The sequence below is a fragment of the Pulveribacter sp. genome (genome assembly GCF_032079985.1).
GTDB lineage: Bacteria > Pseudomonadota > Gammaproteobacteria > Burkholderiales > Burkholderiaceae_C > Melaminivora.
Map to the genome: position 1 here is coordinate 26,013 of NZ_DAMATK010000003.1, position 21,670 is coordinate 47,682.

The 21,670-nt window shown below is 70.3% G+C and carries 22 protein-coding genes; 11 read left to right on the top strand and 11 right to left on the bottom strand.

Translation table 11 applies throughout. The features are described 5' to 3' along the window. The first annotated feature begins 30 nt into the window (after positions 1-30). Positions 31-417, top strand: a complete 387-nt coding sequence (locus RT282_RS11285; RefSeq protein ID WP_313314123.1) for a CidA/LrgA family protein — start codon at positions 31-33, stop codon at positions 415-417. Beyond that, positions 417-1,127, top strand: coding sequence for an LrgB family protein (locus RT282_RS11290; RefSeq protein ID WP_313314125.1), 711 nt, complete (start codon positions 417-419; stop codon positions 1,125-1,127). Before RT282_RS11285 ends, RT282_RS11290 begins: the two co-directional genes overlap by 1 nt. Here the strand turns inward: RT282_RS11290 and RT282_RS11295 are convergent. From RT282_RS11295 to RT282_RS11305, 3 genes are all read right to left on the bottom strand, one after another. Beyond that, complete coding sequence (locus RT282_RS11295; protein ID WP_313314128.1) at positions 1,124-2,590, bottom strand: deoxyribodipyrimidine photo-lyase; 1,467 nt, start codon at positions 2,588-2,590, stop codon at positions 1,124-1,126. The genes RT282_RS11290 and RT282_RS11295 overlap by 4 nt on opposite strands. Before the next feature lie 119 nt (positions 2,591-2,709). After that, a complete protein-coding gene (locus RT282_RS11300) occupies positions 2,710-4,362 on the bottom strand; it encodes a methyl-accepting chemotaxis protein (RefSeq protein ID WP_313314131.1) in 1,653 nt (550 codons plus the stop codon). 414 nt (positions 4,363-4,776) lie between these two features. Continuing rightward, entirely contained in the window at positions 4,777-5,718 is a 942-nt protein-coding gene (locus tag RT282_RS11305) for a LysR family transcriptional regulator (protein ID WP_313314134.1), read from the bottom strand. Between the two features lie 186 nt (positions 5,719-5,904). Between RT282_RS11305 and RT282_RS11310 the strand changes: the two genes are divergently transcribed. The 3 genes from RT282_RS11310 to RT282_RS11320 all read left to right on the top strand — a co-directional run bounded on the left by RT282_RS11310 (position 5,905) and on the right by RT282_RS11320 (position 8,603). Further along, positions 5,905-7,098, top strand: a complete 1,194-nt coding sequence (locus RT282_RS11310; RefSeq protein ID WP_312759205.1) for an acyl-CoA dehydrogenase — start codon at positions 5,905-5,907, stop codon at positions 7,096-7,098. 271 nt (positions 7,099-7,369) lie between these two features. Continuing rightward, the gene (locus RT282_RS11315; protein WP_313314138.1) at positions 7,370-7,918 is read left to right on the top strand and encodes a hypothetical protein; all 549 of its coding nucleotides are present in this window, start codon (positions 7,370-7,372) and stop codon (positions 7,916-7,918) included. 43 nt (positions 7,919-7,961) lie between these two features. Then, complete coding sequence (locus RT282_RS11320; RefSeq protein ID WP_313314141.1) at positions 7,962-8,603, top strand: DUF4124 domain-containing protein; 642 nt, start codon at positions 7,962-7,964, stop codon at positions 8,601-8,603. Positions 8,604-8,616: 13 nt separating this feature from the next. On the opposite strand, the gene RT282_RS11325 is transcribed toward RT282_RS11320, so the two are convergent. Further along, positions 8,617-9,552 (bottom strand): SDR family oxidoreductase, encoded by a 936-nt coding sequence (locus tag RT282_RS11325; RefSeq protein ID WP_313314144.1) that lies wholly within the window; start codon positions 9,550-9,552, stop codon positions 8,617-8,619. A gap of 45 nt (positions 9,553-9,597) precedes the next feature. Between RT282_RS11325 and RT282_RS11330 the strand changes: the two genes are divergently transcribed. Then, on the top strand, positions 9,598-10,656 hold the full coding sequence (locus tag RT282_RS11330) for a CDP-6-deoxy-delta-3,4-glucoseen reductase (RefSeq protein ID WP_313314145.1): 1,059 nt from the start codon (positions 9,598-9,600) through the stop codon (positions 10,654-10,656). An 18-nt stretch (positions 10,657-10,674) separates the two neighbouring features. Here the strand turns inward: RT282_RS11330 and RT282_RS11335 are convergent, their stop codons facing one another. Next, on the bottom strand, positions 10,675-11,031 hold the full coding sequence (locus RT282_RS11335; protein ID WP_312759211.1) for a four-helix bundle copper-binding protein: 357 nt from the start codon (positions 11,029-11,031) through the stop codon (positions 10,675-10,677). Between the two features lie 135 nt (positions 11,032-11,166). On the opposite strand from RT282_RS11335, the gene RT282_RS11340 reads away from it, so the two are divergent. Next, positions 11,167-12,141, top strand: a complete 975-nt coding sequence (locus RT282_RS11340; RefSeq protein ID WP_312759214.1) for a tripartite tricarboxylate transporter substrate binding protein — start codon at positions 11,167-11,169, stop codon at positions 12,139-12,141. Between the two features lie 103 nt (positions 12,142-12,244). Here RT282_RS11340 and folK read toward each other — a convergent pair whose 3' ends face one another. The 4 genes from folK to hda are packed head-to-tail and all read right to left on the bottom strand — an operon-like array spanning position 12,245 to position 15,770. Next, positions 12,245-12,745: a 2-amino-4-hydroxy-6-hydroxymethyldihydropteridine diphosphokinase gene (folK, locus tag RT282_RS11345; protein WP_313314147.1), complete on the bottom strand. Its 501-nt coding sequence runs from the start codon at positions 12,743-12,745 to the stop codon at positions 12,245-12,247. Then, positions 12,742-14,334 (bottom strand): polynucleotide adenylyltransferase PcnB, encoded by a 1,593-nt coding sequence (pcnB, locus tag RT282_RS11350; protein ID WP_313314149.1) that lies wholly within the window; start codon positions 14,332-14,334, stop codon positions 12,742-12,744. Before pcnB ends, folK begins: the two co-directional genes overlap by 4 nt. Further along, positions 14,331-15,041, bottom strand: coding sequence for an HAD family hydrolase (locus RT282_RS11355; protein ID WP_313314150.1), 711 nt, complete (start codon positions 15,039-15,041; stop codon positions 14,331-14,333). Before RT282_RS11355 ends, pcnB begins: the two co-directional genes overlap by 4 nt. Positions 15,042-15,077: 36 nt before the next feature. Then, positions 15,078-15,770: a DnaA regulatory inactivator Hda gene (gene hda / locus RT282_RS11360; RefSeq protein ID WP_312305063.1), complete on the bottom strand. Its 693-nt coding sequence runs from the start codon at positions 15,768-15,770 to the stop codon at positions 15,078-15,080. A gap of 215 nt (positions 15,771-15,985) precedes the next feature. Between hda and purM the strand changes: the two genes are divergently transcribed. The 3 genes from purM (at position 15,986) to RT282_RS11375 (ending at position 18,802) form a co-directional block, all read left to right on the top strand. After that, entirely contained in the window at positions 15,986-17,056 is a 1,071-nt protein-coding gene (purM, locus tag RT282_RS11365; RefSeq protein WP_313314153.1) for a phosphoribosylformylglycinamidine cyclo-ligase, read from the top strand. A gap of 25 nt (positions 17,057-17,081) precedes the next feature. Then, positions 17,082-18,203, top strand: a complete 1,122-nt coding sequence (locus tag RT282_RS11370) for a permease (protein WP_313314154.1) — start codon at positions 17,082-17,084, stop codon at positions 18,201-18,203. Positions 18,204-18,409: 206 nt separating this feature from the next. Next, positions 18,410-18,802: a universal stress protein gene (locus RT282_RS11375; protein WP_312305068.1), complete on the top strand. Its 393-nt coding sequence runs from the start codon at positions 18,410-18,412 to the stop codon at positions 18,800-18,802. 21 nt (positions 18,803-18,823) lie between these two features. On the opposite strand, the gene RT282_RS11380 is transcribed toward RT282_RS11375, so the two are convergent. Together RT282_RS11380 and murJ are read right to left on the bottom strand one after the other, a co-directional pair. Then, complete coding sequence (locus RT282_RS11380; protein WP_312305070.1) at positions 18,824-19,672, bottom strand: transglutaminase-like domain-containing protein; 849 nt, start codon at positions 19,670-19,672, stop codon at positions 18,824-18,826. Between the two features lie 11 nt (positions 19,673-19,683). Next, entirely contained in the window at positions 19,684-21,249 is a 1,566-nt protein-coding gene (gene murJ / locus RT282_RS11385; RefSeq protein WP_313314155.1) for a murein biosynthesis integral membrane protein MurJ, read from the bottom strand. A 106-nt stretch (positions 21,250-21,355) separates the two neighbouring features. Between murJ and rpsT the strand changes: the two genes are divergently transcribed. Then, a complete protein-coding gene (gene rpsT / locus RT282_RS11390) occupies positions 21,356-21,658 on the top strand; it encodes a 30S ribosomal protein S20 (RefSeq protein WP_106845897.1) in 303 nt (100 codons plus the stop codon). Positions 21,659-21,670: the final 12 nt, after the last annotated feature.

Sequence of the window (21,670 nt, forward strand, 5' to 3'; positions counted from 1 at the left end):
CTCCAGCCCCGCCGCGCGCCGTTTTCTTCCATGCTGTATGCCCTGACTGCCCTCTTTGCCCTTCAACTGCTTGGTGACCTGCTGGTGCAGTGGCTGGGGCTGCCGTTTCCCGGTGCCCTGGCCGGCATGCTGCTGATGCTGACCGGTCTACTGGTGCTGGGCCGCACGCCTGCGGCGCTGGAACGCGTTGCGGACGGCCTGCTGCAAAACATGATGCTGCTGTTCATCCCTTCAGTGGCGGGCGTGATGCTGCACTTCGATCACCTGCAGCGCGAATGGCTCCCCTTCGTCGTCTCGGGCATCGTGGGCGCGGGAGTGACCTTCACCGTGACCGCCTGGTCCATGCGCCGGCTGCTGCACACCACGGCTGAAGTGCCGCAGGGTGACGCCGGATCGTCTTCGCCGGAGGTGCGTTGATGCTGGCCGCCAGTACCCTTGCCGGCTCACCCGTGCCATGGCTGGTGTTGACACTGGCCGCCTACGCCGCGGCCACACTGCTGTACCGACGCAGCGGATCGCACCCGTTGCTGATCCCGGTGCTGACCGGCGTGGCGATGGTGGTTACCGTACTGCTGGCCACGGGCACCTCCTACGAGACCTACCGCGCCGGCACGCAGCTGCTCACCCTGTGCATCGGCCCGGCCACGGTAGCCCTGGCCGTGCCGCTGTTTGCGCAGCGCCAGCGCATCCGCGCACTGTGGCGGCCCCTGGCGGTCGGTTTGCTGGCCGGCTGCACGGCTGCCATCGCCTCGGCGCTGGGGCTGGCCTGGATGCTGGGCGCCTCGCATGAGACGCTGCTGTCGCTGGCTCCCAAATCCGCCACCATGCCCATTGCCCTGCCCGTGGCCGAGCGCCTCGGCGGCCTGCCCTCGCTCACCGCCGTGGGCGTGGCGTTGACCGGCATCGCCGGCGCAGTGCTGGCCGGACCGCTGGCACGGCTGTTAGGGGCCCACGATCCGGCCGTTCGGGGCTTTGCCTCAGGGGTTACGGCGCACGCCATCGGCACGGCGCGCGAGCTGCAGATCCATCCTACGGCCGGTGCCTTCGCGGCCCTGGGCATGGGGCTGAACGGCGTGGCCACCGCCGTGTTCACGCCGCTGTTCGTGGCGGCGCTGGGCTGGCTTTAATCGTCCTGCTGCGCCTTCAGGAAATGAAAGCGCATCAGCGTGCGCTCGCGGGCGCGGGCGTGGTCGACGACGGGATGCGGATAGTCCACGCCCAGCCGCACGCCGCAGGCCTGCAGCGCCGCTGCCGGCATGGCGGCTGGAAAGTGGATGTGCGCATCCGGCACGCGGGCCAGCTCGGGCAGGTAGCGGCGGATGAAGCGTCCCTCGGGATCGAATCTGCGTGACTGCGTGACGGGGTTGAAGATGCGGAACCACGGTTGCGCGTCGCAACCGGTGGAGGCCGCCCACTGCCAGCCACCGTTGTTGGCCGCCAGGTCGTAATCATTCAAATGCCGGGCGAAGTGGCGCTCACCCAGGCGCCAGTCCAGCCCCAGGTCCTTGGTGAGAAAGCTGGCCACCACCATGCGCAGGCGGTTGTGCATGTAGCCGCTCTGGTGCAGCTGGCGCAGAGCGGCGTCCACCAGCGGATAGCCGGTGCGCGCCTCGCACCAAGCCTGCCACAGGTCGGGGGCTTCGTCCCACTGCACGCCGTCGTACTCGGGCCGGAAGGACTGCGTGGCTACTCGCGGGTGGTGCCACAGAATCATGAAATAGAAGTCGCGCCAGCACAGTTCGGACAGCCACATCGCCGCACCCTTGCTGCCCGCGGCCGCACGTGCGTGCGCGAGCGCCGCCGCCTCGCGGATGGACAGCGTGCCGAAGCGCAGGTGCACCGACAGGTAGGACACGCCCCGGCGCGCGGGATAGTCCCGCGCCTCGCCGTAATCGTCGATGCGCGCGGCGAAGTCCTGCAGCATGCGCCGCGCACCGTCCATGCCCGTGGGCAGTGGCAGCGCGGCCAGGTTGGTGGGCGCAAATCCCAGTTCGGCGAGCGTGGGCGGCGCACGCTCACCCGCCGGCAGCGATGCCAGGCGGTGTGCCAGGCTGTCGACCGGCCAGGGTTGCAGCTGGGCCGCGTCGAGCCGCTGCAGCCACGCCCGCTTGTAGGGCGTGAATACGCTGTAGGGCCCGCCCTGCTGAGTGAGCACCTCGTCGCACTCCATCAGCACCTGGTCCTTGTGCAGGCTGAAGGCGATGCCGTGCGCCTGCAGGGTGTCGGCCACGCGGCGGTCACGCTGGCGCGCGGCGGGCTCGTAGTCGCGGCTGGCCAGCACCTCCTGCACGCCCAGGCTGCGCGCGAGCGCGACGATGCTGGCCGGCGCCGGCCCGTGCCGCACCAGCAGGCCGCCCCCTGCGACACCGCGGCGCGCCGCCAGATCGCGCAGGGCGCCGTGCAACTCCAGCACGCTGGCGTGGATGAACTCCACGCGGCGGTCGCAGCGCGTGGGCAGGGCATCCAGGATGTCGGTGTCGAACACGAACACGCAGTGCACCCGCTCGAAGCGGCGCAGCGCGTCGTGCAGCGCGGCGTGGTCGTGACAGCGCAGGTCGCGACGCAGCCATACGAGGGCCGAGCGGCTCACGCCGGCCCTCCTGGCGGGGGCATCGGGCACAGCCAGCGCCCGGGGAGGGTGATTGTTTGGAGCAAAAAAGGCCTCCAGCGCTTATGCACCAAGCGCAAGCAGCTATGGTTTCAGGAGCGTCAGCAGGCGCCTTGCAGGGCGCCACCCAGACGCAGGACGGGGGCGGCAGCGGGCGGCGAGGTGCGCACCGGCAGGCGCTCGTCATCGCGATCCAGCCGGAACAAACGCACCTGCGACTCCAGCACGCCGGCCTGCTGCTGCAAGGCCTGCGCCGCGGCCGCACTTTGCTCCACCAGCGCCGCATTTTGCTGGGTGGACTGGTCCAGTTGGGACACGGCCTGCTCCACCTGGCCAATGCCCTTGGTCTGCTCGGCCGTGGCGGCGCTGATCTGCGCGATCAGGCCGGCCACGCCCTCGGCCTGCGCGACGATGTCGTCCATGGTGCTGCGCGCCTGCTGCACCAGCCCCGCGCCTTGCTCGATGCGCGTGGCGCTTGAGCCGATCAGCTCCTTGATCTGGCGCGCCGCCTGGGCGCTGCGCTGCGCCAGCGCCCGTACCTCGCTGGCCACCACGGCAAAGCCGCGGCCGGCCTCGCCCGCCCGCGCCGCCTCGACGGCAGCGTTCAGCGCCAGGATGTTGGTCTGGAATGCGATGGCGTCGATCACGCCGGTGATGTCGGCGATCTGCTGGCTGCTGGCGGTGATCTCGTCCATGGTGCGCGCCACCTGGGCGACCACCACACCGCCGCTGTGCGCCGCGCCGCTGGCCGAGGCCGCGCGCCGCGCCGCCTGCTGCGCCGACTCGGCGTTGTGCCGCACCGACGCGGTCATCTCCTCCATCGAAGCGGCCGCCTGCTGCAGCTCGGCAGCCTGCGACTCGGTGCGCGCCAGCAACCCGCCGTTGCCGGTGGCGATGTCCTGCGCATCCGCTGCGACGGCGTTCGCGGCCTGGCGCACCTGGCGCACCACATGCGCCAGGCTGGCCTGCATGGCCGCCAGCGAGGCCAGCACGCTGTCGGGCGCCGCATGCGCGGCGCGCGCCACAGGCTGCAGGTTGCCGGCCGCTACCTCACGCGCCACCGCCGCCAGCTCCAGCGGCTCTGCGCCCAGCTGGCGCACGATGCCGCGCGACACGCGCCAGGCCAGCACCGCGCTGAGCACCAGCGCCACCGCCAGCGCGCCAAACATGACCTCCAGGAAGCTGCCCGCCTCTTGCGCGGCCTGCTGGTTGACCTGCTGGATGCGTGCCTCCTTGAAATCGATCAGCTTGTTGATGGCCGCCAGCCACTGCTCGTACTGCGGCTTGGCCTGGTTCCACAGCGTCGCCGTGGCCGCCGCGTCGCCGGCGCGCACCTGGGCGATCACCGTGTTGGTGCTCGCGACCGCCTGCGCCTCGATGGCACGGATGGCCGCGTACATCTGCTCCAGGGCCGGATCCGCGCCTGGGCGCGTGATGAGCTTTTCCAGTGGCGCCGCGGAGTTGGCATAGAACATCGCCAGCGCGGCGATATGGGCAATCTCGCGCTCGCGCGCGGCTTCCGTGCTGGCCAGCACCACGTCGCGCACGGCTATCGAACGGTCATGGGCGGAGCCACGGAAGTTGATGGCATAGCGCTGCACCTGCACATGGATGTCGTTGTTGGCACGCAGCGCTCGGTCGATCCGGTCGACCTTGACCACCGCGACGCCGGTGACCACGATCAGCAGCGCCAGGATCATGCCGAAGGCCGTGTACAGACGTGCGGCAACAGGCAGACGGAGAAAAAAATGCATTGGGATCTTTTCGATGAGGATGGTTTCACGGGCCGCGGCGTTCATGGACGCACTGAGAACCGCTGAAAGGCAGAACGGGCTGGCAGTAACGTAATGTAGCGGACAAAATCATTTTTGTCCTAGACATAAATAGAGGAAAGCCCTGCCAAGGGCGCCAGTCGTCTGCCGACTTGACCGCTTCCGATAAAACCCAGCTCCGATGAGAGAACGCAGAACGGGCCGGAGAAGGTGACGCCGCCAGGAAAGGAGCTTTTATGCGCCTGACCTCATCGCCCCCCCCTAGGGGCTTGGCATTTGTCTACGACAAAACAAGGTTGTGCGCTGCCGCCGGTGCCTGGCTTCCACGCTCTTCCAAGTCACCACTTCAAGCTTGCGCCAGCACTGCAGGATCGCTGGTGGCTCCGGCCTTCGGCCTCAGGCGCGGATCGGGGCGTTTCCGGCTGCCGTACGCGCCAGCCATTGGGCGAACCGTGCCAGCGCCCCGTGCGGCGCTGGGTCGGGCCATACCAGGTAGTAGCCGCGCGCCTGGCGCAGCGGCCGAGCGCAGGCGACCACCAGCGCGCCGCGCGCGAGTTCGTCCTCGATGAGCAGCGGCGGGATGAGCGCCACCCCCAGACCCTGACTGGCCGCCGCCGCCAGCATCGAAAACAGCTCGTAGCGTGGCCCCTGCAGGGCATGCGGGGCCTGCACTCCGGCCGCTTCGAACCACTCCTGCCAGCCCTGTGGCCGGGTGCTCTGCTGCAAAAGGGGCAGCTGCGCCACGGCCTGCGGGGAGACCGGCTGCCAGGCGCGGCCAATCCCGCGCCGCGCCGCGCGCCCCAGCAAGGCCGGGCTGCACACGGGCACGATGTCCTCGTGCAGCAGCCATTGCGCCTGCACCCCCGGCCACTGGGCGATCTGCGCAGGGGTCGCGGCCAGCAGCGCCGCGTCGTAGGTGGTGTCGGCAAACAGGAACGGGCGCGTGCGCACGTCGACGTGCACGGTGATGTCCGGGTACTCGCGTGCCAGCAGCGGCAGGCGCGGCAACAGCCAGCGCGTGGCGAAGGTGGGCACCGCCGCCAGAGAAATGCCACCCCCCGCACCGGACAGTGCCATCACGTCCAGCGTGCCCTGGCGCAGCGCCAGCAGCCAGCGCGTCACCTGGCGGGCGTACTGGCGGCCGGCATCGGTCAGCGCCACGCCGTGGCGGGTGCGGCGAAACAGCTGCACGCCCAGCTGGCCCTCCAGCGCGATGACCTGGCGCGAAACAGCGCCTTGCGTCAGGTTCAGCTCCTGGGCGGCGCGGGTGTAGCTCTCGTGCCGGGCGGCGGCTTCGAAGCACGCCAGGGCCTGGGTGGATGGCAAGGGAATGCGCATGGACCAAAGAATGCCGTTGCGGTACGTCCCGCCATTGTGCTGCAGGCATGCGCAAACCTCATATCTGAATGCGATTAAGTCGCTTGTCACTCAAATGAAGGCCACCTACCATGTCTTTTGCTCATGCGGCGGGCGCCTTTCGCACCGCTTTTTTCTTTCTTCTTCCAGCCACAGGAACCCTCTTCCATGTCCAGCCGCTTCCAATGGGATGACCCCCTGCAGTTCGACCAGCAGCTCACCGAGGACGAGCGCGCCATCCGCGATGCCGCCGCCGCCTATTGCCAGGACCGCCTGGCGCCGCGCGTACTGGACATGTTCCGCCACGAGAAGACCGACCTGGCCATCTTCCGCGAGATGGGCGAACTGGGCCTGCTGGGCCCGACCATTCCCCAGGAATACGGCGGCGCCGGGCTGAACTACGTCAGCTACGGCCTGGTGGCGCGCGAGATCGAGCGCGTGGACTCGGGCTACCGTTCCATGGCCAGCGTACAGTCCTCGCTGGTCATGGTGCCGATCCACGAGTTCGGCACCGAGGCGCAGAAGCGCAAGTACCTGCCGAAACTCGCCAGCGGCGAGTTCATCGGCTGCTTCGGCCTGACCGAGCCCGACCACGGCTCCGACCCCGGCAGCATGGCCACCCGTGCGCGCAAGGTGGAGGGCGGCTACAAGCTGTCGGGCGCCAAGATGTGGATCACCAACAGCCCCGTGGCCGACGTGTTCGTGGTCTGGGCCAAGGAGGTCAGCGAAGGCGGCGCCGTCGGCCCCATCCGCGGCTTCATCCTGGACAAGGGCATGCCTGGCCTGTCCGCGCCAGCCATCCACGGCAAGGTGGGCCTGCGCGCCTCCATCACCGGCGAGATCGTCATGGACGAGGTCTTCGTGCCCGAGGACAACGCCTTCCCCGAGGTGCAGGGCCTCAAGGGCCCCTTTACCTGCCTGAACAGCGCCCGCTTCGGCATCGCCTGGGGCGCCATGGGCGCGGCCGAGTTCTGCTGGCACACCGCGCGCCAGTACACGCTGGACCGCCAGCAGTTCGGTCGGCCGCTGGCCGCCAACCAGCTGGTGCAAAAGAAGCTGGCCGACATGCAGACCGAGATCGCCCTGGGTCTGCAGGCCGCGCTGCGCGTGGGCCGCATCAAAGACGAGGGCCACAACGTGATCGAGGCCACCTCGCTCATCAAGCGCAACAACTGCGGCAAGGCCCTGGACATCGCCCGCCTGGCGCGCGACATGATGGGCGGCAACGGCATCAGCGACGAGTTCGGCGTGGCCCGCCACCTTGTCAACCTGGAGGTCGTCAACACCTACGAGGGCACGCACGACGTGCACGCGCTGATCCTGGGCCGCGCGCAGACGGGTATCGCCGCATTCGCCAACTGAGCGCCGCGGCCGGCACGGGCGCTATCAAACCAGTAGCTGCCAGCGCCAAGGCTGGGCGGGTTTCAATGCCTTTTTGGGCTGCAACCCGCCTACGCCAAGCGCTGGCAGCTCTTTTTTTCATAGCAGCTCCTACACGGCAAGGCAGTAGATACATTTGCCAACAATCGTGAAGTCACGGCAAAGACTGACGAAGCCGGCTGCTGCGGGTCAACCAAAATGGTCTGCGGCGCGTCTGCCAGAGACGGGCTCTTTGGCCCCAGGAGTACCCCACATGCAGCAGTTTCTACAGAACAACATCGCCCGCCTGGGCCTGGCGCTGGGCGCCGCCGTGCTGGCCAGCGGCTGCGTGGCCATTCCTGGCGACCCCTACTACGACGGCGGCTACAGCGGCGGCTATGGCGGCCCGGCCTACTACCCGGCCGCGTCGTCCGTGACGGTGTACGAGCAGCCCGGCGTGATCTACACCGCGCCGCCGCCCGGCTGGCGTGCCGAGGCCTGGCGCGAGCACCAGTGGCGCGAGGCGCGCGAGCGCGACCGCCAGCGCGAAATCCAGCGCAACGAGCGCGAGCGCCGCGATTGGGAGCGCCGCCGCGAGGCCGAGCGCCGCGATATGGACCGGCGTCGGGATGCCGAGCGGCGCGCGGATGACCGCCGCCGCGACCTCGACCAGCGCATGAAGGAAAACCGCTTGCTCAGTCACCCCGACCCGGACGTGGTGCGCGCGCGCAGAGAGCAGTTCGAGCGCAACCGCCGCAACGCGATCGAAGCGGAGCGCGAGCGGCGCAACCCGACCTTCCGCCCGGCCGACGGCCAGCGCTGAACACACGCTCACCTGCTGCCCCGTTCACGCGCCTCGGCCCGCCATGAAAATCCTGCCCCTTGCCCTGCTCCTGGCCGTGGCCGCCTGCCTGGCCGGCCCCGCCACCGCCCAGGTGATGCGCTGCACCGACCCGGCCACCGGCAAGATCACCTACACCGATGGTGAATGCCGCCGCGGCGAAGCGGTGCGCGAAGTGGAGGCCAGGAAGACGCCCGAGGAGGTGGAGCAGGAGCGCGAGCAGGCCGCCGAGGCCCTGGCGCGCAAGCACGAGCGCCAGCAGCAGGAGGCCCTGCTGCGCCCGCCGCCCGCCGCCGCGCCGGCGCCGCGCCCTGCCGCGCCGCCCGACCCGGCCAGCAGCGCCGCCTGCCAGCAGGCGCGCCAGCGCCTAGAGAAGGAGCTGGCCGCCAGTGGCCGCGGCATGTACGACGAACAGGCGCGCCTGGACGCCGCCCGCCGCCAGACCGACCTGGCCTGTCTGACGCCCGCCGAGTTCGCCCGCGCCGACAGCGAGCGCAGCCGCGCCCAGGCGGCCGCGCCGGCCTACTACCCCTCGCCCGTCGTCGTGGTGCCCACCAGGCCGCACCGCCCGCCGCCACCGGCACACAAGCCCCCGCCTCCGCCGCGCGACATGCAGTGCAACGTGTTTCGCTGCTACGACCGGCAGGGCAACATCTATCCGCGCTGAAAGCGCCCCTAAGCTAACCCGCCAGCCCCTCGCGCACCGTGGGGTAGCGCAGGCGCAGGCGCAGTTCGCGCGTCAGCCGCTCGGTTACCAGCCGGCGCGACTCCGACATGAAGCTCAGCTGCAGCGGCGTGAGCAGCTGCCCGGCCTGCTCGCGCGTCACGCGCGGCGGGCGCGGCAGGCCGTACAGGTCGGCCGCGAGGTCGAAGTAGTCGCCCATCTTCAGCTCGCTGGCGTCGCTGGCGTGGTAGGCGCGCTGCGCCGCCCCGCGCCACAGCGCCGCCACGCAGGCGCGCGCCAGGTCGTCGGCGTGGATGTGGTTGGTGTAGACGTCCTCCTCGGCGCACAGCACGGGCGCGCCGCGCAGCAGCCGCTCGCGCGGCGTGCCGCCTTCGCGGTCGGGCGCGTAGATGCCCGGCACGCGCAGGATGGACACGCGCACGCCGGCGCGGCCCAGGTGGCGCATGGCCCGCTCGGCGTTCACCCGGCGCTGGGCGCGTGCCGTGGCCGGGCGCAGCGGGCGGGTCTCGGCCACCCACTGGCCGGCGCAGTCGCCGTACACGCCGCTGGTCGATGCATACACCAGCGATTGCGGCAGCGTGCGGCGGCGCAGCGCGCGCGCCAGCGCCGTGCTGCGCGGGTCCAGCCAGGCTGGGGTGGCGCTGCCGGGCGGAGGCGCCAAGTGCACCACGCGCGTGGCCAGGCCCGCCAGGCGGGCCAGCGTGGCGGGCCGGTCCAGGTCGCCCACCAGCGGCGTGATGCCGGCCGCGCGCAGCGCGCCGGTGCGCGTGGGGCTGGAGGTCAGCGCCAGCACCTGGCGCCGGCCCTGGCCGGACGCGGCGCCCAGGGCCCGCGCCACGCGCAGGCCCACGTCGCCGCAGCCCACGATCAGCACACGCTGGCGGCGAAAGCGCGCGGGCAGCGCGCCAAGGGGATGGAGGTTGGAGGGCAAAATCGAGGGTTTCCGAGTGAACAAGACCAAGGATAGCGACCCGCCATGACGACCGCCGACGAATCCGCCTTCCAGATCACCGTGCAGCCCAGCGGCCGCAGTTTCGCCGCGCCCGCGGGCCAGAGCATCCTGTCGGCGGCCATCGCCAGCGGCGTGGGCCTGCCCTACGGCTGCAAGGACGGCGCCTGCGGCTCGTGCAAGTGCAAAAAGCTGAGCGGCTCGGTCACCCACGGCCCGCACCAGCAAAAGGCCCTGAATGAAGCGGAAGAAGCCGCCGGCTTCATCCTCACCTGCTGCGCCCAGGCGCAGACGGACGTGGTGATCGAGTCGCGCCAGGTGACCGACGAGAGCAGCTACCCCATCCGCAAGCTGCCCGTGCGCGTGGCGGCGCTAAAAGCCCTGGCGCACGATGTGATGCAGCTGCGCCTGCAGTTGCCCGCCGCCGATGCCTTCCGCTACCACGCCGGGCAGTACATCGAGTTCATCCTCAAGGACGGTGCGCGGCGTGCCTACTCGATGGCCTGCGCGCCGCATACCCAGCAGGCCGGCGCGCCGGCGGTGGAGCTGCACATCCGCCACATGGCCGGCGGCCGCTTCACCGACCACGTCTTCGGCACCATGAAGGAAAAGGAGATCCTGCGCGTGGAAGGGCCGTTCGGCAGCTTCTTCCTGCGCGAGGACTCGGACAAGCCCATGGTCTTCGTCGCCTCGGGCACGGGCTTTGCGCCCATCAAGGCGCTGATCGAGCACATGCAGCACAAGGGGCTGACGCGCCCGGCGGTGCTGTACTGGGGCGGGCGCCGTCCGCGCGATCTGTACATGGACGCCTGGGTGCGCGAGCGCCTGGCCGAGATGCCGCAGCTGAGCTACGTGCCCGTGGTCTCCGACGCGCTGCCCGAGGACGACTGGACCGGCCGCACCGGCTTCGTGCACCAGGCGGTGCTGGAGGACTTTGCCGACCTGTCGGGCCACCAGGTCTATGCCTGCGGCGCCCCCGTGGTGGTGGACGCGGCGCGCAGCAGCTACAGCGCCCAGCGCGGCCTGCCGCCCGAGGAGTTCTACGCCGACGCCTTCACGTCCGAGGCGGACAAGCACGGCGCCTGAGGCGCGGGCGCTTCGCCCTCAAGCCGCGGCCATCTCCCGGCACAGGCGGGCGCAGCGCTCGCAGGCCTGTGCGCAGTCCTGGCAATGCGCCATCTGGTGCGACTTGCACTCCTGCGCGCAGGCCTCGCACAGGCGGGCGCACAGCTCGCAGATGTAGCCCGCATGGCCGCTCTCGCGCGCCATGGCGGCGGCGGCCAGGCGGCAGGCGGCGGCGCAGTCCATGTCCAGCTGGATGCAGCGCGCCATGTGCGCCACGTCGCTCTCGCGCAGGCAGGCGGCGCTGCAGAAATCACAGGCGGCGGCGCAGGCGTTGCAGGCCTCGATGCAGGCGGCGTAACGCGATTCGGCCAGGGTGGCAGGGTTGCTGTGGGGCATGGGGCGTCCTTTCTTAAGAGGGTCGTAAAGCGGCCCATGGTGCTGACGCGCCCTGCCGCGCAATGTAGGACTGGGCTGGGAGCTGGTGCCCTCGGGCCAGCGCCCGGTTGCAACTTTTTGCACAATACGCGGCCTATGAACCGTAGAAACCTCCTCCTTCTCTCCGTCGCAGCCGCCGCAGCCGCTGTTTCTCCCGCCCTGCACGCCCAGTCGTCCGCGCCCATCCGCCTGGTGGTGCCCTATGCGCCCGGCGGCCCGCTGGACGTGACGGCCCGCGCCCTGGCCGAGCGCGTGCGCGATTCGCTGGGCACGGTGATCATCGACAACAAGGCCGGCGCCGGCGGCAACATCGGTGCCGACGTGATCGCCAAGGCCGCGCCGGACGGCCTGACCATCGGCCTGGCCGCCACCGCCACGCACGCCGTCAACCCCTGGCTGTACAGCCGCATGCCCTACGACGCGGCCAAGGACTTCGCCGGCATCACGCAGATGGTGCGCGTGCCCAACGTGCTGGTTGTGAACGCCGCCCGCGCGCAGGAGCTGAAGATCAACACCGTGGCCGACCTGGTGGCCTACGCCAAGGCCAACCCGGCCAAGCTGAACTACGGCAGCGGCGGCAACGGCAGCGCGGGCCACCTGGCCGGCGAGATGTTCAAGCAAAAGGCCGGCATCTACGCCCTGCACATCCCCTACCGCGGCGCCAGCCCGGCCCAGCTGGCCCTGCTGGCCGGCGAGGTGGACTTCAACATCGACAACCTGGCCGCCGCCGCGCCCAACATCAAGTCGGGCAAGCTCAAGGCGCTGGCCGTCACGTCGGCCCAGGAAAGCCCGATGCTGCCCGGCGTGCCGGCCCTGTCGGCCAGCTACCCGGGTTTCTCCATCGACACCTGGTGGGGCCTGGTGGCGCCGGCCGGCACCCCGAAGCCGGTCATCGCCAAGCTGAACAAGGCCTTCGTGGACGCCCTGAAGGCGCCCGAGACCAAGACCCGCTTCGACGCCCTGCTGGCCGAGCCCGTGCCCACCACGCCCGAGCAGTTCGACGCCTTCATGGCCGCCGAACGCGCCAAGTACCAGCAGGTCGTGAAGGCCTCCGGCGCCAAGGTGGATTGATAAAAACCATAGCTGCTCGCGCTTGAATTGCAAGGTTTTGCGGGTTGTTTGACCCTCCAACCCTCACAAATCAAGTGCTGACAGCTATGAATTTGGGAGCAGCCTAGCGTTTCTCCTGCAGCCAGTCGCACGCGTGCGCCACGCGTTCGATGCGCTGGTGCGATACGGCCGCCAACTGGGCGGCCGTTGTCTTTTCCGGCGCCAGCTCGGCCAGCGGCAGCAGCACGAAGGCGCGCTCGGCCATGCGCGGGTGGGGCACGGTGAGCGCCGGCGTGTCGTGGCGCTCGTCGCCGTACAGCAGCACGTCCAGGTCCAGCGTGCGTGGGGCGTTCAGGTAGGGGCGCTGGCGGCCCGCATCCAGCTCGATCTGCTGCAGCGCCCGCAGCAGCTGCGGCGCCTCCAGGCTGGTCTGCAGGCAGGCCACGGCGTTCAGGTAGTCCGGCCCGCCGGCATCCACCGGCGCGCTGCGGTACAGCGACGAGACCTGCAGCACCCGCGTGCCGGGCAGCGCGTCCATGCGCTGCACCGCCACCCGCAGCGCGGCCCGTGCATCGCCCAGATTGGCGCCCAGGCCGATCCAGGCGTGCACGGCGGCGCCGCTCACTCGGCGGCGCCTTCGCCCGCGCCGCTGCCGGTGCTCTTGCGACGGCGGCGGCGGCGCTTCTTGGCCGGGGCATCGCCCTCGGCCGGGGCAGCGTCGTGCGGCCCGTCGGCGGCGGCGCCGTCCGCTGCGCGATCGGCCTGGGCCGCGGCAGGCACGCGGCGCGCGGGCGCGTGGGCCTTCTTTTGCTGGCTGCGCTGCTGCTGGCGCAGCTCCTCGCGCACCTGGGCCAGCATGTCGTGGCGGCGCGCGTCGTCGGCAATGGAAAACTCCTGCCACCACTCCACCAGGCCCTCGCCCACCTCTTCCACGTCGGCGCGCAGGCGCAAAAAGTCGAAGCCCGCGCGAAAGCGGATGTGCGCCACCATGCCGAACGGCGTGTTGCCGGTGCGCCGATCAAAGCGCGGCTGCATGACCCAGATCTCGCGCATGTCCGCGGCCAGCTTGCCGCGGCCGGAGACGTCGCCGATGCGCTGCTCGAACACCGCGTCGATGGCCTCCTGCAGCGCTGGGAAGGCGTGCTCGCCCGCCGCCAGGCGCTTCTTCCAGCCGGCCTGCACGTCCTGCCACAGCACGCAGGCCAGCAAAAAGCTGGGCGCCACGGCCTTGCCCTCGGCCACGCGGCGGTCGGTGTCCTGCAGCGCCGCGTGCACCAGCGGCACCTCGGCGCGCTCGACCACCACGTCCAGCAGCGGGTAGATGCCGCGCGCCAGGCCCAGCTTTTTCAGCTGCTCGACGGTGGCCAGCGCGTGGCCGGTCTGCAGCAGCTTGAGCATTTCGTCGAACAGGCGGCTTTGCGGCACATCCTGCAGCAGGTGCTCGCTGGCCACCAGCGGCTTGGCCGTGCGCGGCTCCAGGCCGAAGCCCAGGTGGCTGAGCTTGGCCGCGAAGCGCACAGCGCGGATGATGCGCACCGGGTCTTCGCGGTAGCGCGCGGCCGGGTCGCCGATCATGCGCAGCACGCGCTTTTGCGCGTCCTGTATGCCCTTGTGGTAGTCCACCACGACCTGCGTTTCGGGGTCGTAGTACATGGCGTTGACGGTGAAGTCGCGCCGCGCGGCGTCTTCCTCCTGCGGGCCCCAGACGTTGTCGCGCAGCACGCGGCCGCTGGCGTCCACGGCGTGCTGCATGCCGGCCAGCTGGGCCTTGCTGGTCTTCTCGTTGCCCTTGACCTGCTCGGCGGCGGTGTTGTCCAGGTAGGCGCGGAAGGTGGAGACCTCGATCACCTCGTTTTCGCGCCCGCGGCCGTAGACCACGTGCACGATGCGAAAGCGCTTGCCGATGATGAAGGCACGGCGAAACAGCGCCTTGACCTGCTCGGGCGTGGCGTCGGTGGCCACGTCGAAATCCTTGGGCTTGAGGCCCAGCAGCAGGTCGCGCACGGCGCCGCCGACGATGTAGGCCTCGTGGCCCGCCTCCTGCAGCGTGCGCACCACGTCATAGGCGCGCCGGTCCACCAGCTGCGGGTCGATGCCGTGCACGCTGGCGGGCACCTCGGCGCGCTTGCCGAAGCGGTTCTTGGCGGCCGCTGTGCGGGCGCCCGCGGCGCCGTCCTTCTTGCCCAGCAGCTTGTCGATGAAGGTCTTGATCATGGTGTGGGGGTGGGGGCGAAGAGGTCCAGGATGCGCCAGCCGCGCTCGGCGGCCAGCGCGCGCAGGCGGGCGTCGGGGTTGGTGGCCACGGGGTGGTCCACGCGCTCCAGCAGGGGCACGTCGTTGAAGGAGTCGCTGTAGAAGGTGCTCTCCACGTCGGCCCAGCCCTGGCCGCGCGCGGCCAGCCACTCGTGCATGCGCTGCACCTTCCCCTCGCGCATGGAGGGCGTGCCACGGATGGCGCCGGTGTACCAGCCGTGCGCGCCGCCGCGCTCCAGCTCCACGGCCAGCAGGTGCTGCACGCCCAGCGCCTGGGCGATGGGGCGGGTCACGAACTCGTTGGTGGCGGTGATGATGACCACCTCGTCGCCAGCATCGCGGTGGCGCTGCAGCAGCGCCAGCGCCTCGGCACGGATGGCAGGCTGGATCACCTCGCGCATGAACTGCGCGTGCGCGGCCTGGGCGGCCTGCTCGCCGCGCTCGCACACGGCCTGGGTGGCAAAGCGCACGTAGTCGTGCACGTCCAGCCGCCCGGCCAGATAGTCGTCGTAGAAGGCCTGATTGCGCCGGCCGAACTCGGTGCGGTCGCACCATCCCAGGCGGATGGTGAATTCGCCCCACTCGTAGTCCGAGTCGAGCGGCAGCAGCGTGTGGTCCAGGTCGAACAGGGCCAGGCGCGGGCGCTGCGGTGAGGTGTCAGGTGGCATGGAAGAAGGCAAAAACGCAAAGGTCGGGCCGCGGGCTCATTCGCCCTGCAGCATGGTCTTGAGCAGCGGGATGGTGACGGCGCGCTGGGTGCGCAGCGCATAGCCGTCCAGCCGGTCCAGCAGCTGCGACAGGCTGCCCAGGTCGCGCGAGAAGTGGCTGAGCATGTAGTCCACCACGTCGTCCGTCAGCACCATGCCGCGCTCCTGCGCCTGGCGGTGCAGCACCGCGCGGCGGCCGTCCTCGGCCAGCGGCTGCAGTTGGAACACGTGGCCCCAGGCCAGGCGCGTGCGCAGGTCGTCGCGCAGCGGCAGATCGGCCGGGGGCAGCTCGCCGGCGGCCAGCACCCAGCGCGGTGCGCCCACGGCCGGGTCGATGGCGTTGATGAACCAGTTGAAGGCGGCCGCCTGCTGCGCCTCGCTGTAGCGGTGCACGTCGTGCAGCAGCACGGCGCTCCAGCGGTCGTCGAAGGCCGTGGGCCAGCGCATGGACGGGTCCAGCCAGCCGGCGCGCGCGCCCTGGGCGCGCAGACCCTCGTACACCGCCCGCAGCAGATGCGATTTGCCCGTGCCCGCCTCTCCCCACAGGTAGGTGGGCACCGGCGAGCGCGGCGCGCCGGCCTCGCCGACGGCCAGGCGCAGGTGCTGCAGCGCCTGGGCGTTGCTGCCGGCGTGGAAGTTCTCCAGCGTCGGGCCACTGGCCAGGCCAATGTCCAGCGCAAGCTGCTTCATCGTCATTGGAACGCGCACGGCGAATGCGTGCGTGTGAGGTAGTAGTGCATGGCGCGCTCAGGGGCGGTAGGCCGCGCCGGGCGACCGTGCCCCAAGGGCACGCGGGGCGTGGCCGGCGGCAAGGTGTAACCGGGGGATTTTAAGCCCCCTTAAAATCCGCCGTTTGCGGCCCGCGCCGCGCTGATGCACCCCGCAGGATTTCCTCTTTGCCCCCCATGAGCACCACAACCTCCACCCCCATCTCCTACAAGGACGCCGGCGTCGACATCGACGCGGGCGACGCACTGGTCGAGCGCATCAAGCCGCTGGCCAAGAAGACGTTGCGCGAAGGCGTGATGGCGGGCATTGGCGGCTTCGGCGCGCTGTTCGAGGTGCCCAAGCGCTACGCCGAGCCGGTGCTGGTCTCCGGCACCGACGGCGTGGGCACCAAGCTCAAGCTGGCCTTTGAGTGGAACATGCACGACACCGTGGGCATCGATCTGGTGGCCATGAGCGTGAACGACGTGCTGGTGCAGGGCGCCGAACCGCTGTTCTTCCTGGACTACTTCGCCTGCGGCAAGCTGGATGTGGATACCGCCGCCGCCGTGGTGGGCGGCATCGCCCGGGGTTGCGAGCTGTCGGGCTGCGCACTGATCGGCGGCGAGACGGCCGAGATGCCGGGCATGTACCCCGAGGGCGAATACGACCTGGCCGGCTTTGCCGTGGGCGTGGTCGAGAAGGCCAAGATCCTGAACGGCGCGGCCGTGCAGGCCGGCGACGTGGTGCTGGGGCTGGCCTCCAGCGGCGTGCACTCCAACGGCTTTTCGCTGGTGCGCAAGTGCATCGAGCGCGCCGAGGCCACCGGCCAGCTGCCCCAGGCGCTGGACGGAAAACCCTTCCGCGAGGCCGTCATGGCGCCCACGCGCCTGTACGTCAAGAGCGTGCTGGCCGCACTGGCCGCCCACCCGCACGGCGAAAACGGCAGCCAGGGCATCAAGGCCCTGGCCCACATCACCGGCGGCGGCCTACTGGAGAACATCCCGCGCGTGCTGCCTGAAGGGCTGGCGGCGCAGCTGCGGGCCGGCAGCTGGCCGCAAAGCCAGTTGTTCGCCTGGCTGCAGCAGACGGCCGGCATCGATGATGTCGAGATGAACCGCACCTTCAACAACGGCATTGGCATGGTGCTGGTAGTGGCCGCTTCCGCGGCCGACGCCGTGCGCGCCACACTGGCCACCCAGGGCGAGACGGTGCACGTCATCGGCCGCATCGCCGAGCGCGGCGATGGCGCGGCCGTGACGGTGGCCTGATCCCGCAACCGCGCCCTGCGCCAATATGACCGACGGGCCACGCCCGCCCAGCGACCCGGCCCCAGGAGGCCTGGTGGCGCTGGATGAAACCCCCACTCCGCCGGCCTACCGCGAGCGGCATTCCTCCAGCGCCAGTGGCCACTCGCGCAAGCCGCCCTCACGCGGCGTGCAGATCGCCAGCTACCTGCTGATGGCCGCCACGCTGCTGCTGGTCATGCTGCACGGCATGCTGCCCGGGCTCCTGACCGTGTGCCTGGGCTTCTTGCTCACGCGCTGGCTGGCGGCGCGGCTGGTCCGGCTGCACCGCGGCAGCTATGCCGGCAGCCTGGCAGCCGCGCTGGTCATGTTGTCACCGCTGCTGCTGCTGCTCCTGGCGCTGTCGCACTCGCGCAGCTACATCCTGGCCGCCCCGGCGCAATACCGCGAGCTGCTGGATTTTCTGGCCCGCACCGTGCTGGAGCTGCGCCTGAAGCTGCCGCCGGACATCGCCGCGCAGCTGCCCGAGGGTGCCGCCGAGATCCAGCGTGCCATCGCCGCCTACCTGGGCGCCAAGGCCGGCGCGCTGGCCGTGGCCGGGCGCGCCTGGCTGACCGGCGTGCTGTACGCCTACGTGGGCCTGCTGATCGGCGCGCTGGCCGCCGTGCGCCCGCGCGGTCAGGCCTATGGCCCGCTGGCGCAAGAGCTGACGCTGCGCGTGGCACGCATGGGCGACGCCTTCCGCCAGATCGTCGCCGCGCAGTTCTGGATTGCCTCGTTCAACACCCTGCTCACCGCCATCTTCCTGCTGGCGGTGCTGCCGCTGTGGGATCTGGCCCTGCCCTATACGCCGGCGCTGATCACCCTCACCTTCCTGGCCGGGCTGGTGCCCATCGTGGGCAACCTGCTGTGCAACGCGGTGATCACGCTGGTAGGCCTGTCGGTGTCCCCGGCGGCGGCCGTGGCCTGCCTGGGCTTTCTGATCCTGATCCACAAGGCGGAGTACGTGATCAACGCCAAGGTGGTGGGCCAGCGCACGCACATGGGCGTGTGGGAGCTGCTGTCGGTGATGTTCGTGGCCGAGGCGGTGTTCGGCCCGGCGGGACTGGTGGCGGCGCCGCTGTTCTACGCCTACCTGAAAAAAGAGCTGCAGGCCGCGCGGTTGGTCTGATTTCGCTCCTGTAAAGATAGCTGCTCGCGCTTATCTGGCGCGGTTTATCGGCGTTTTCCCTATAAATGGGCGATCCAGGACGGTACTGTAACGGGCGCGCCACGCGCCTGCTCGCCAAGGCCGTCCCGTTGGGCTATCCTGCCTGAGTGGCGCCCGGCGCCCGCCGCTTTTTTCTTCATTCGCACACAGATACCGGAGACTTCTGCATGACCATTCTCGTCGCCTACGTTGCCCGCCCCGAAGGCCAAGCCGCGCTGGACAAGGCCATTGAAATCGCCACCCGGCGCAACGAACGGCTGGTGGTCGTCAACGCCGGCCCCGGCGGCCGCGGCGAGGACCCCAACATCGTCAACGGCTACGAGGTCGAGAGGGTCGAGGAGCGCCTGGCCTCCCTGCCCATCCAGGCGGAGTTCAAGCAGTTCGTGCGCGGCAAGAGCGCCATCGAGGAGATCGACGAGATGGTCGACCAGCTACAGGTGTCGGTGCTGGTCATCGGCCTGCGCAAGCGCTCGCCGGTGGGCAAGCTGCTGCTGGGCAGCATGGCGCAGGAGATCCTGCTGACCGTGGACTGCCCGGTGCTGGCCGTCAAGGCGCACTGAGCGGGCGCGCACTCTTCCCGTTTATCGCCCGCGCAGCGCGCGCACCAGCTCGGCCACGGCGCCCGTGTCCGCCGCGCCGCGGGCGTTGTCCAGATAGGCCTGCAGGTCCTGCACGGCCTGCTCCGAGTGGCCGAGCTCGGCATGCGCCAGGCCGCGGTCTCGCCGCTCGCTCCACGCTTCGGGCAACAGCAGTACCAGGCGCTCCTGCACGGCCAGCAGCCGCTCGCCGGCGCGGCCGGTCCGGTAGATCTCCGCCAGGTTGCGCAGCATGCGCACCAGGATGTCGCGCGCCGAGGCCGGCTGCAGATAAAGCGCCAGCGGCGGCTCCTCGCCCTCCAGGCCCTGCTGCTCGCGCAGGGGCAGCAGGCGTTCGACGAGCGCCTCCTGCGACAGCGATTCGCCCGTCAGTGGGTCCAGCACCACCTGGCCGCCCGGCACCCGCACTTTGACGAGGAAATGCCCCGGGAAAGACACCCCGGCAGCCTTCAGCCCCAGGCCCTGCGCCAGCTCCAGCCACAGCACCGCCAGCGAGATGGGGATGCCGCGGCGCGTGCGCAGCACGGCATGCAGGTAGCTGTTGTCCGGCGCGTAGTAGTCGTTGGAGTTGCCGGCAAAGCCCAACTCGCCGTAGAAGAAATGGTTCAGCAGGCGCAGGCGTTGCAGCTCGCCCGCGTCGGGCGCCAATCGCCGCGCCAGGCGCGCCTGCAGCGCGTCCACGTCGGCCAGCACCTGCTGCACGTCCAGCTGCGGATATTCGTCCTGCGCCAGGCACGCGGCCGCCTCCAACAGCGCCAGGGGCTGACCGTCCTGGGATGAGACCAGGGCCGCGAAGTACTGCAGCGGTGTGGGAATGGAATAGTCGAGCGGCATAGGTCTGTCCGTTACCGGCGCAGCAACTGGCGCAGCTTCACGCCCGTGGCCGCGAGCGCGCCGAAATAGATCAGCGCCGAGGCCGCCAGCAGCAGCGCCAGCAGGCCGGCACGCTGCAGGCCGTGCGCCTGCAGCCCCAGCCAGTCGAAGCGCCCGCCGGCCCACCACAAAAAGGCTGCCAGCAGCGCGCTGGCGCCCGCCACCTGCAGGCCAAGCCGCCCCCAGCCCGCACGCGGCACGAAGCTGCCGCGGCGCACCAGGCCGGCCAGCAGCCAGCCCGCGTTGATCAGCGCCCCCAGCCCGATGGACAGCGCCAGCCCTGCATGGGCCAGCCAGGGCACGAACAGCACGTTCATGACCTGCGTGGCGATCAGCACCACGATGGCGATGCGCACCGGCGTGCGGATGTCCTGGCTGGCGTAGTAGCCGGGCGCCAGTACCTTGATGGCCACCAGGCCCAGCAGCCCGGCGCCGTAGCCGGCCAGCGCCACCGTGATCTGGCGCACGTCGTGCGCGCCCAGGGCGCCATGGTGGAACAGCGTCGCCACCAGCGGCAGCCCGAACAGCAGCAACCCCACGGCGCAGGGCACGGCCAGCAGCACGACGATGCGCAGGCCCCAGTCCAGCATCAGGCTGTAGCGCTCGCCGTCGCCCGCGGCGCGCGCGGCCGCCAGCTGCGGGGTGAGCACCACGCCCAGCGCCACGCCCAGCAGCGAGGTGGGAAATTCCATCAGCCGGTCGGCATAGAACAGCCAGGTGACGCTGCCCGGCGTCAGATAGGAGGCGATCTGCGTGTTGATCATCAGCGACAGCTGCGCCACGCCGACGCCCAGCACCGCCGGCGCCATCAGCGCCAGGATGCGGCGCACGCCCGGATCGGCCCAGGCGGCGCGCACGCGCGACCAAGTCACGCCGATGCGCGGCAGCAGCCCCAGCCGGGCCAGCGCCGGCAGCTGCACGGCCAGCTGCAGCGCGCCGCCGGCCATCACCCCGCCCACCATGGCATAAATGGGCTCGATGCCGCGCGCGGCCAGCTGCGGCGCGCCGGCCCAGGCGGCGGCGATCATCGAGACATTGAGCAGCACGGGTGTGGCGGCGGGCACGGCGAAGCGCCTCCAGGTGTTGAGCACACCCGCAGACAGTGCCACCAGCGACATGAAGCCGATGTAGGGAAACATCCAGCGCGTCATGAACACCGCCGCGTCGAAGCCTTCCGCGCTCTGGCGCAGCCCGCTGGCCAGCAGCCACACCAGCACGGGCGCGCCCCACATGCCCAGCAGGCAGGTGGCCAGCAGCACCCAGAACAGGGCCGTGGCCACGGCGTCGATCAGGCCGCGCGTGGCCTGGTCGCCGTGCTGCGCCCGGTGCCCGGCCAGCACCGGCACGAAGGCCTGGCTGAAGGCGCCCTCGGCGAACAGGCGGCGAAACAGGTTGGGGATGCGGAAGGCGACGTTGAAGGCGTCGGTCAGCGCAGTGGCGCCGAAGATGGACGCCATGAGCAGGTCGCGTACCAGGCCCGTCACGCGCGAGGCCAGGGTCAGCAGCGAAACGGTGGAAGCGGCTTTGAACAGGGACACCGGGCGGAGTGTATGCGCCGGCCGCCGCGCATCCGCGAAAACAGGCGCTGCGCTATAATGGCGGGCTTTGCTGGCAACATCCACAGACACTTAAGGAATACACATCATGGCATCTGCCAAGCCCAAGAAAAAGAACCCCCGCCTGGCCTCGGGCCGCAAGCGCGCCCGCCAGGGCGTCAAGCTGAACGCAGCCAACACCTCGCTGCGCTCCAAGTACCGCACCGCTGTGAAGAACGTCGAGAAGGCCGTGCTGGCCGGCGACAAGACCAAGGCCACCGAGCTGTTCGCCAAGGCCCAGTCTGTGCTGGACACCATTGCCGACAAGGGCATCTTCCACAAGAACAAGGCCGCTCGCGACAAGAGCCGTCTGTCCGCCAAGGTCAAGGCCCTGGCCACCGCCGCCGCCTGACGCTTTCAGGCA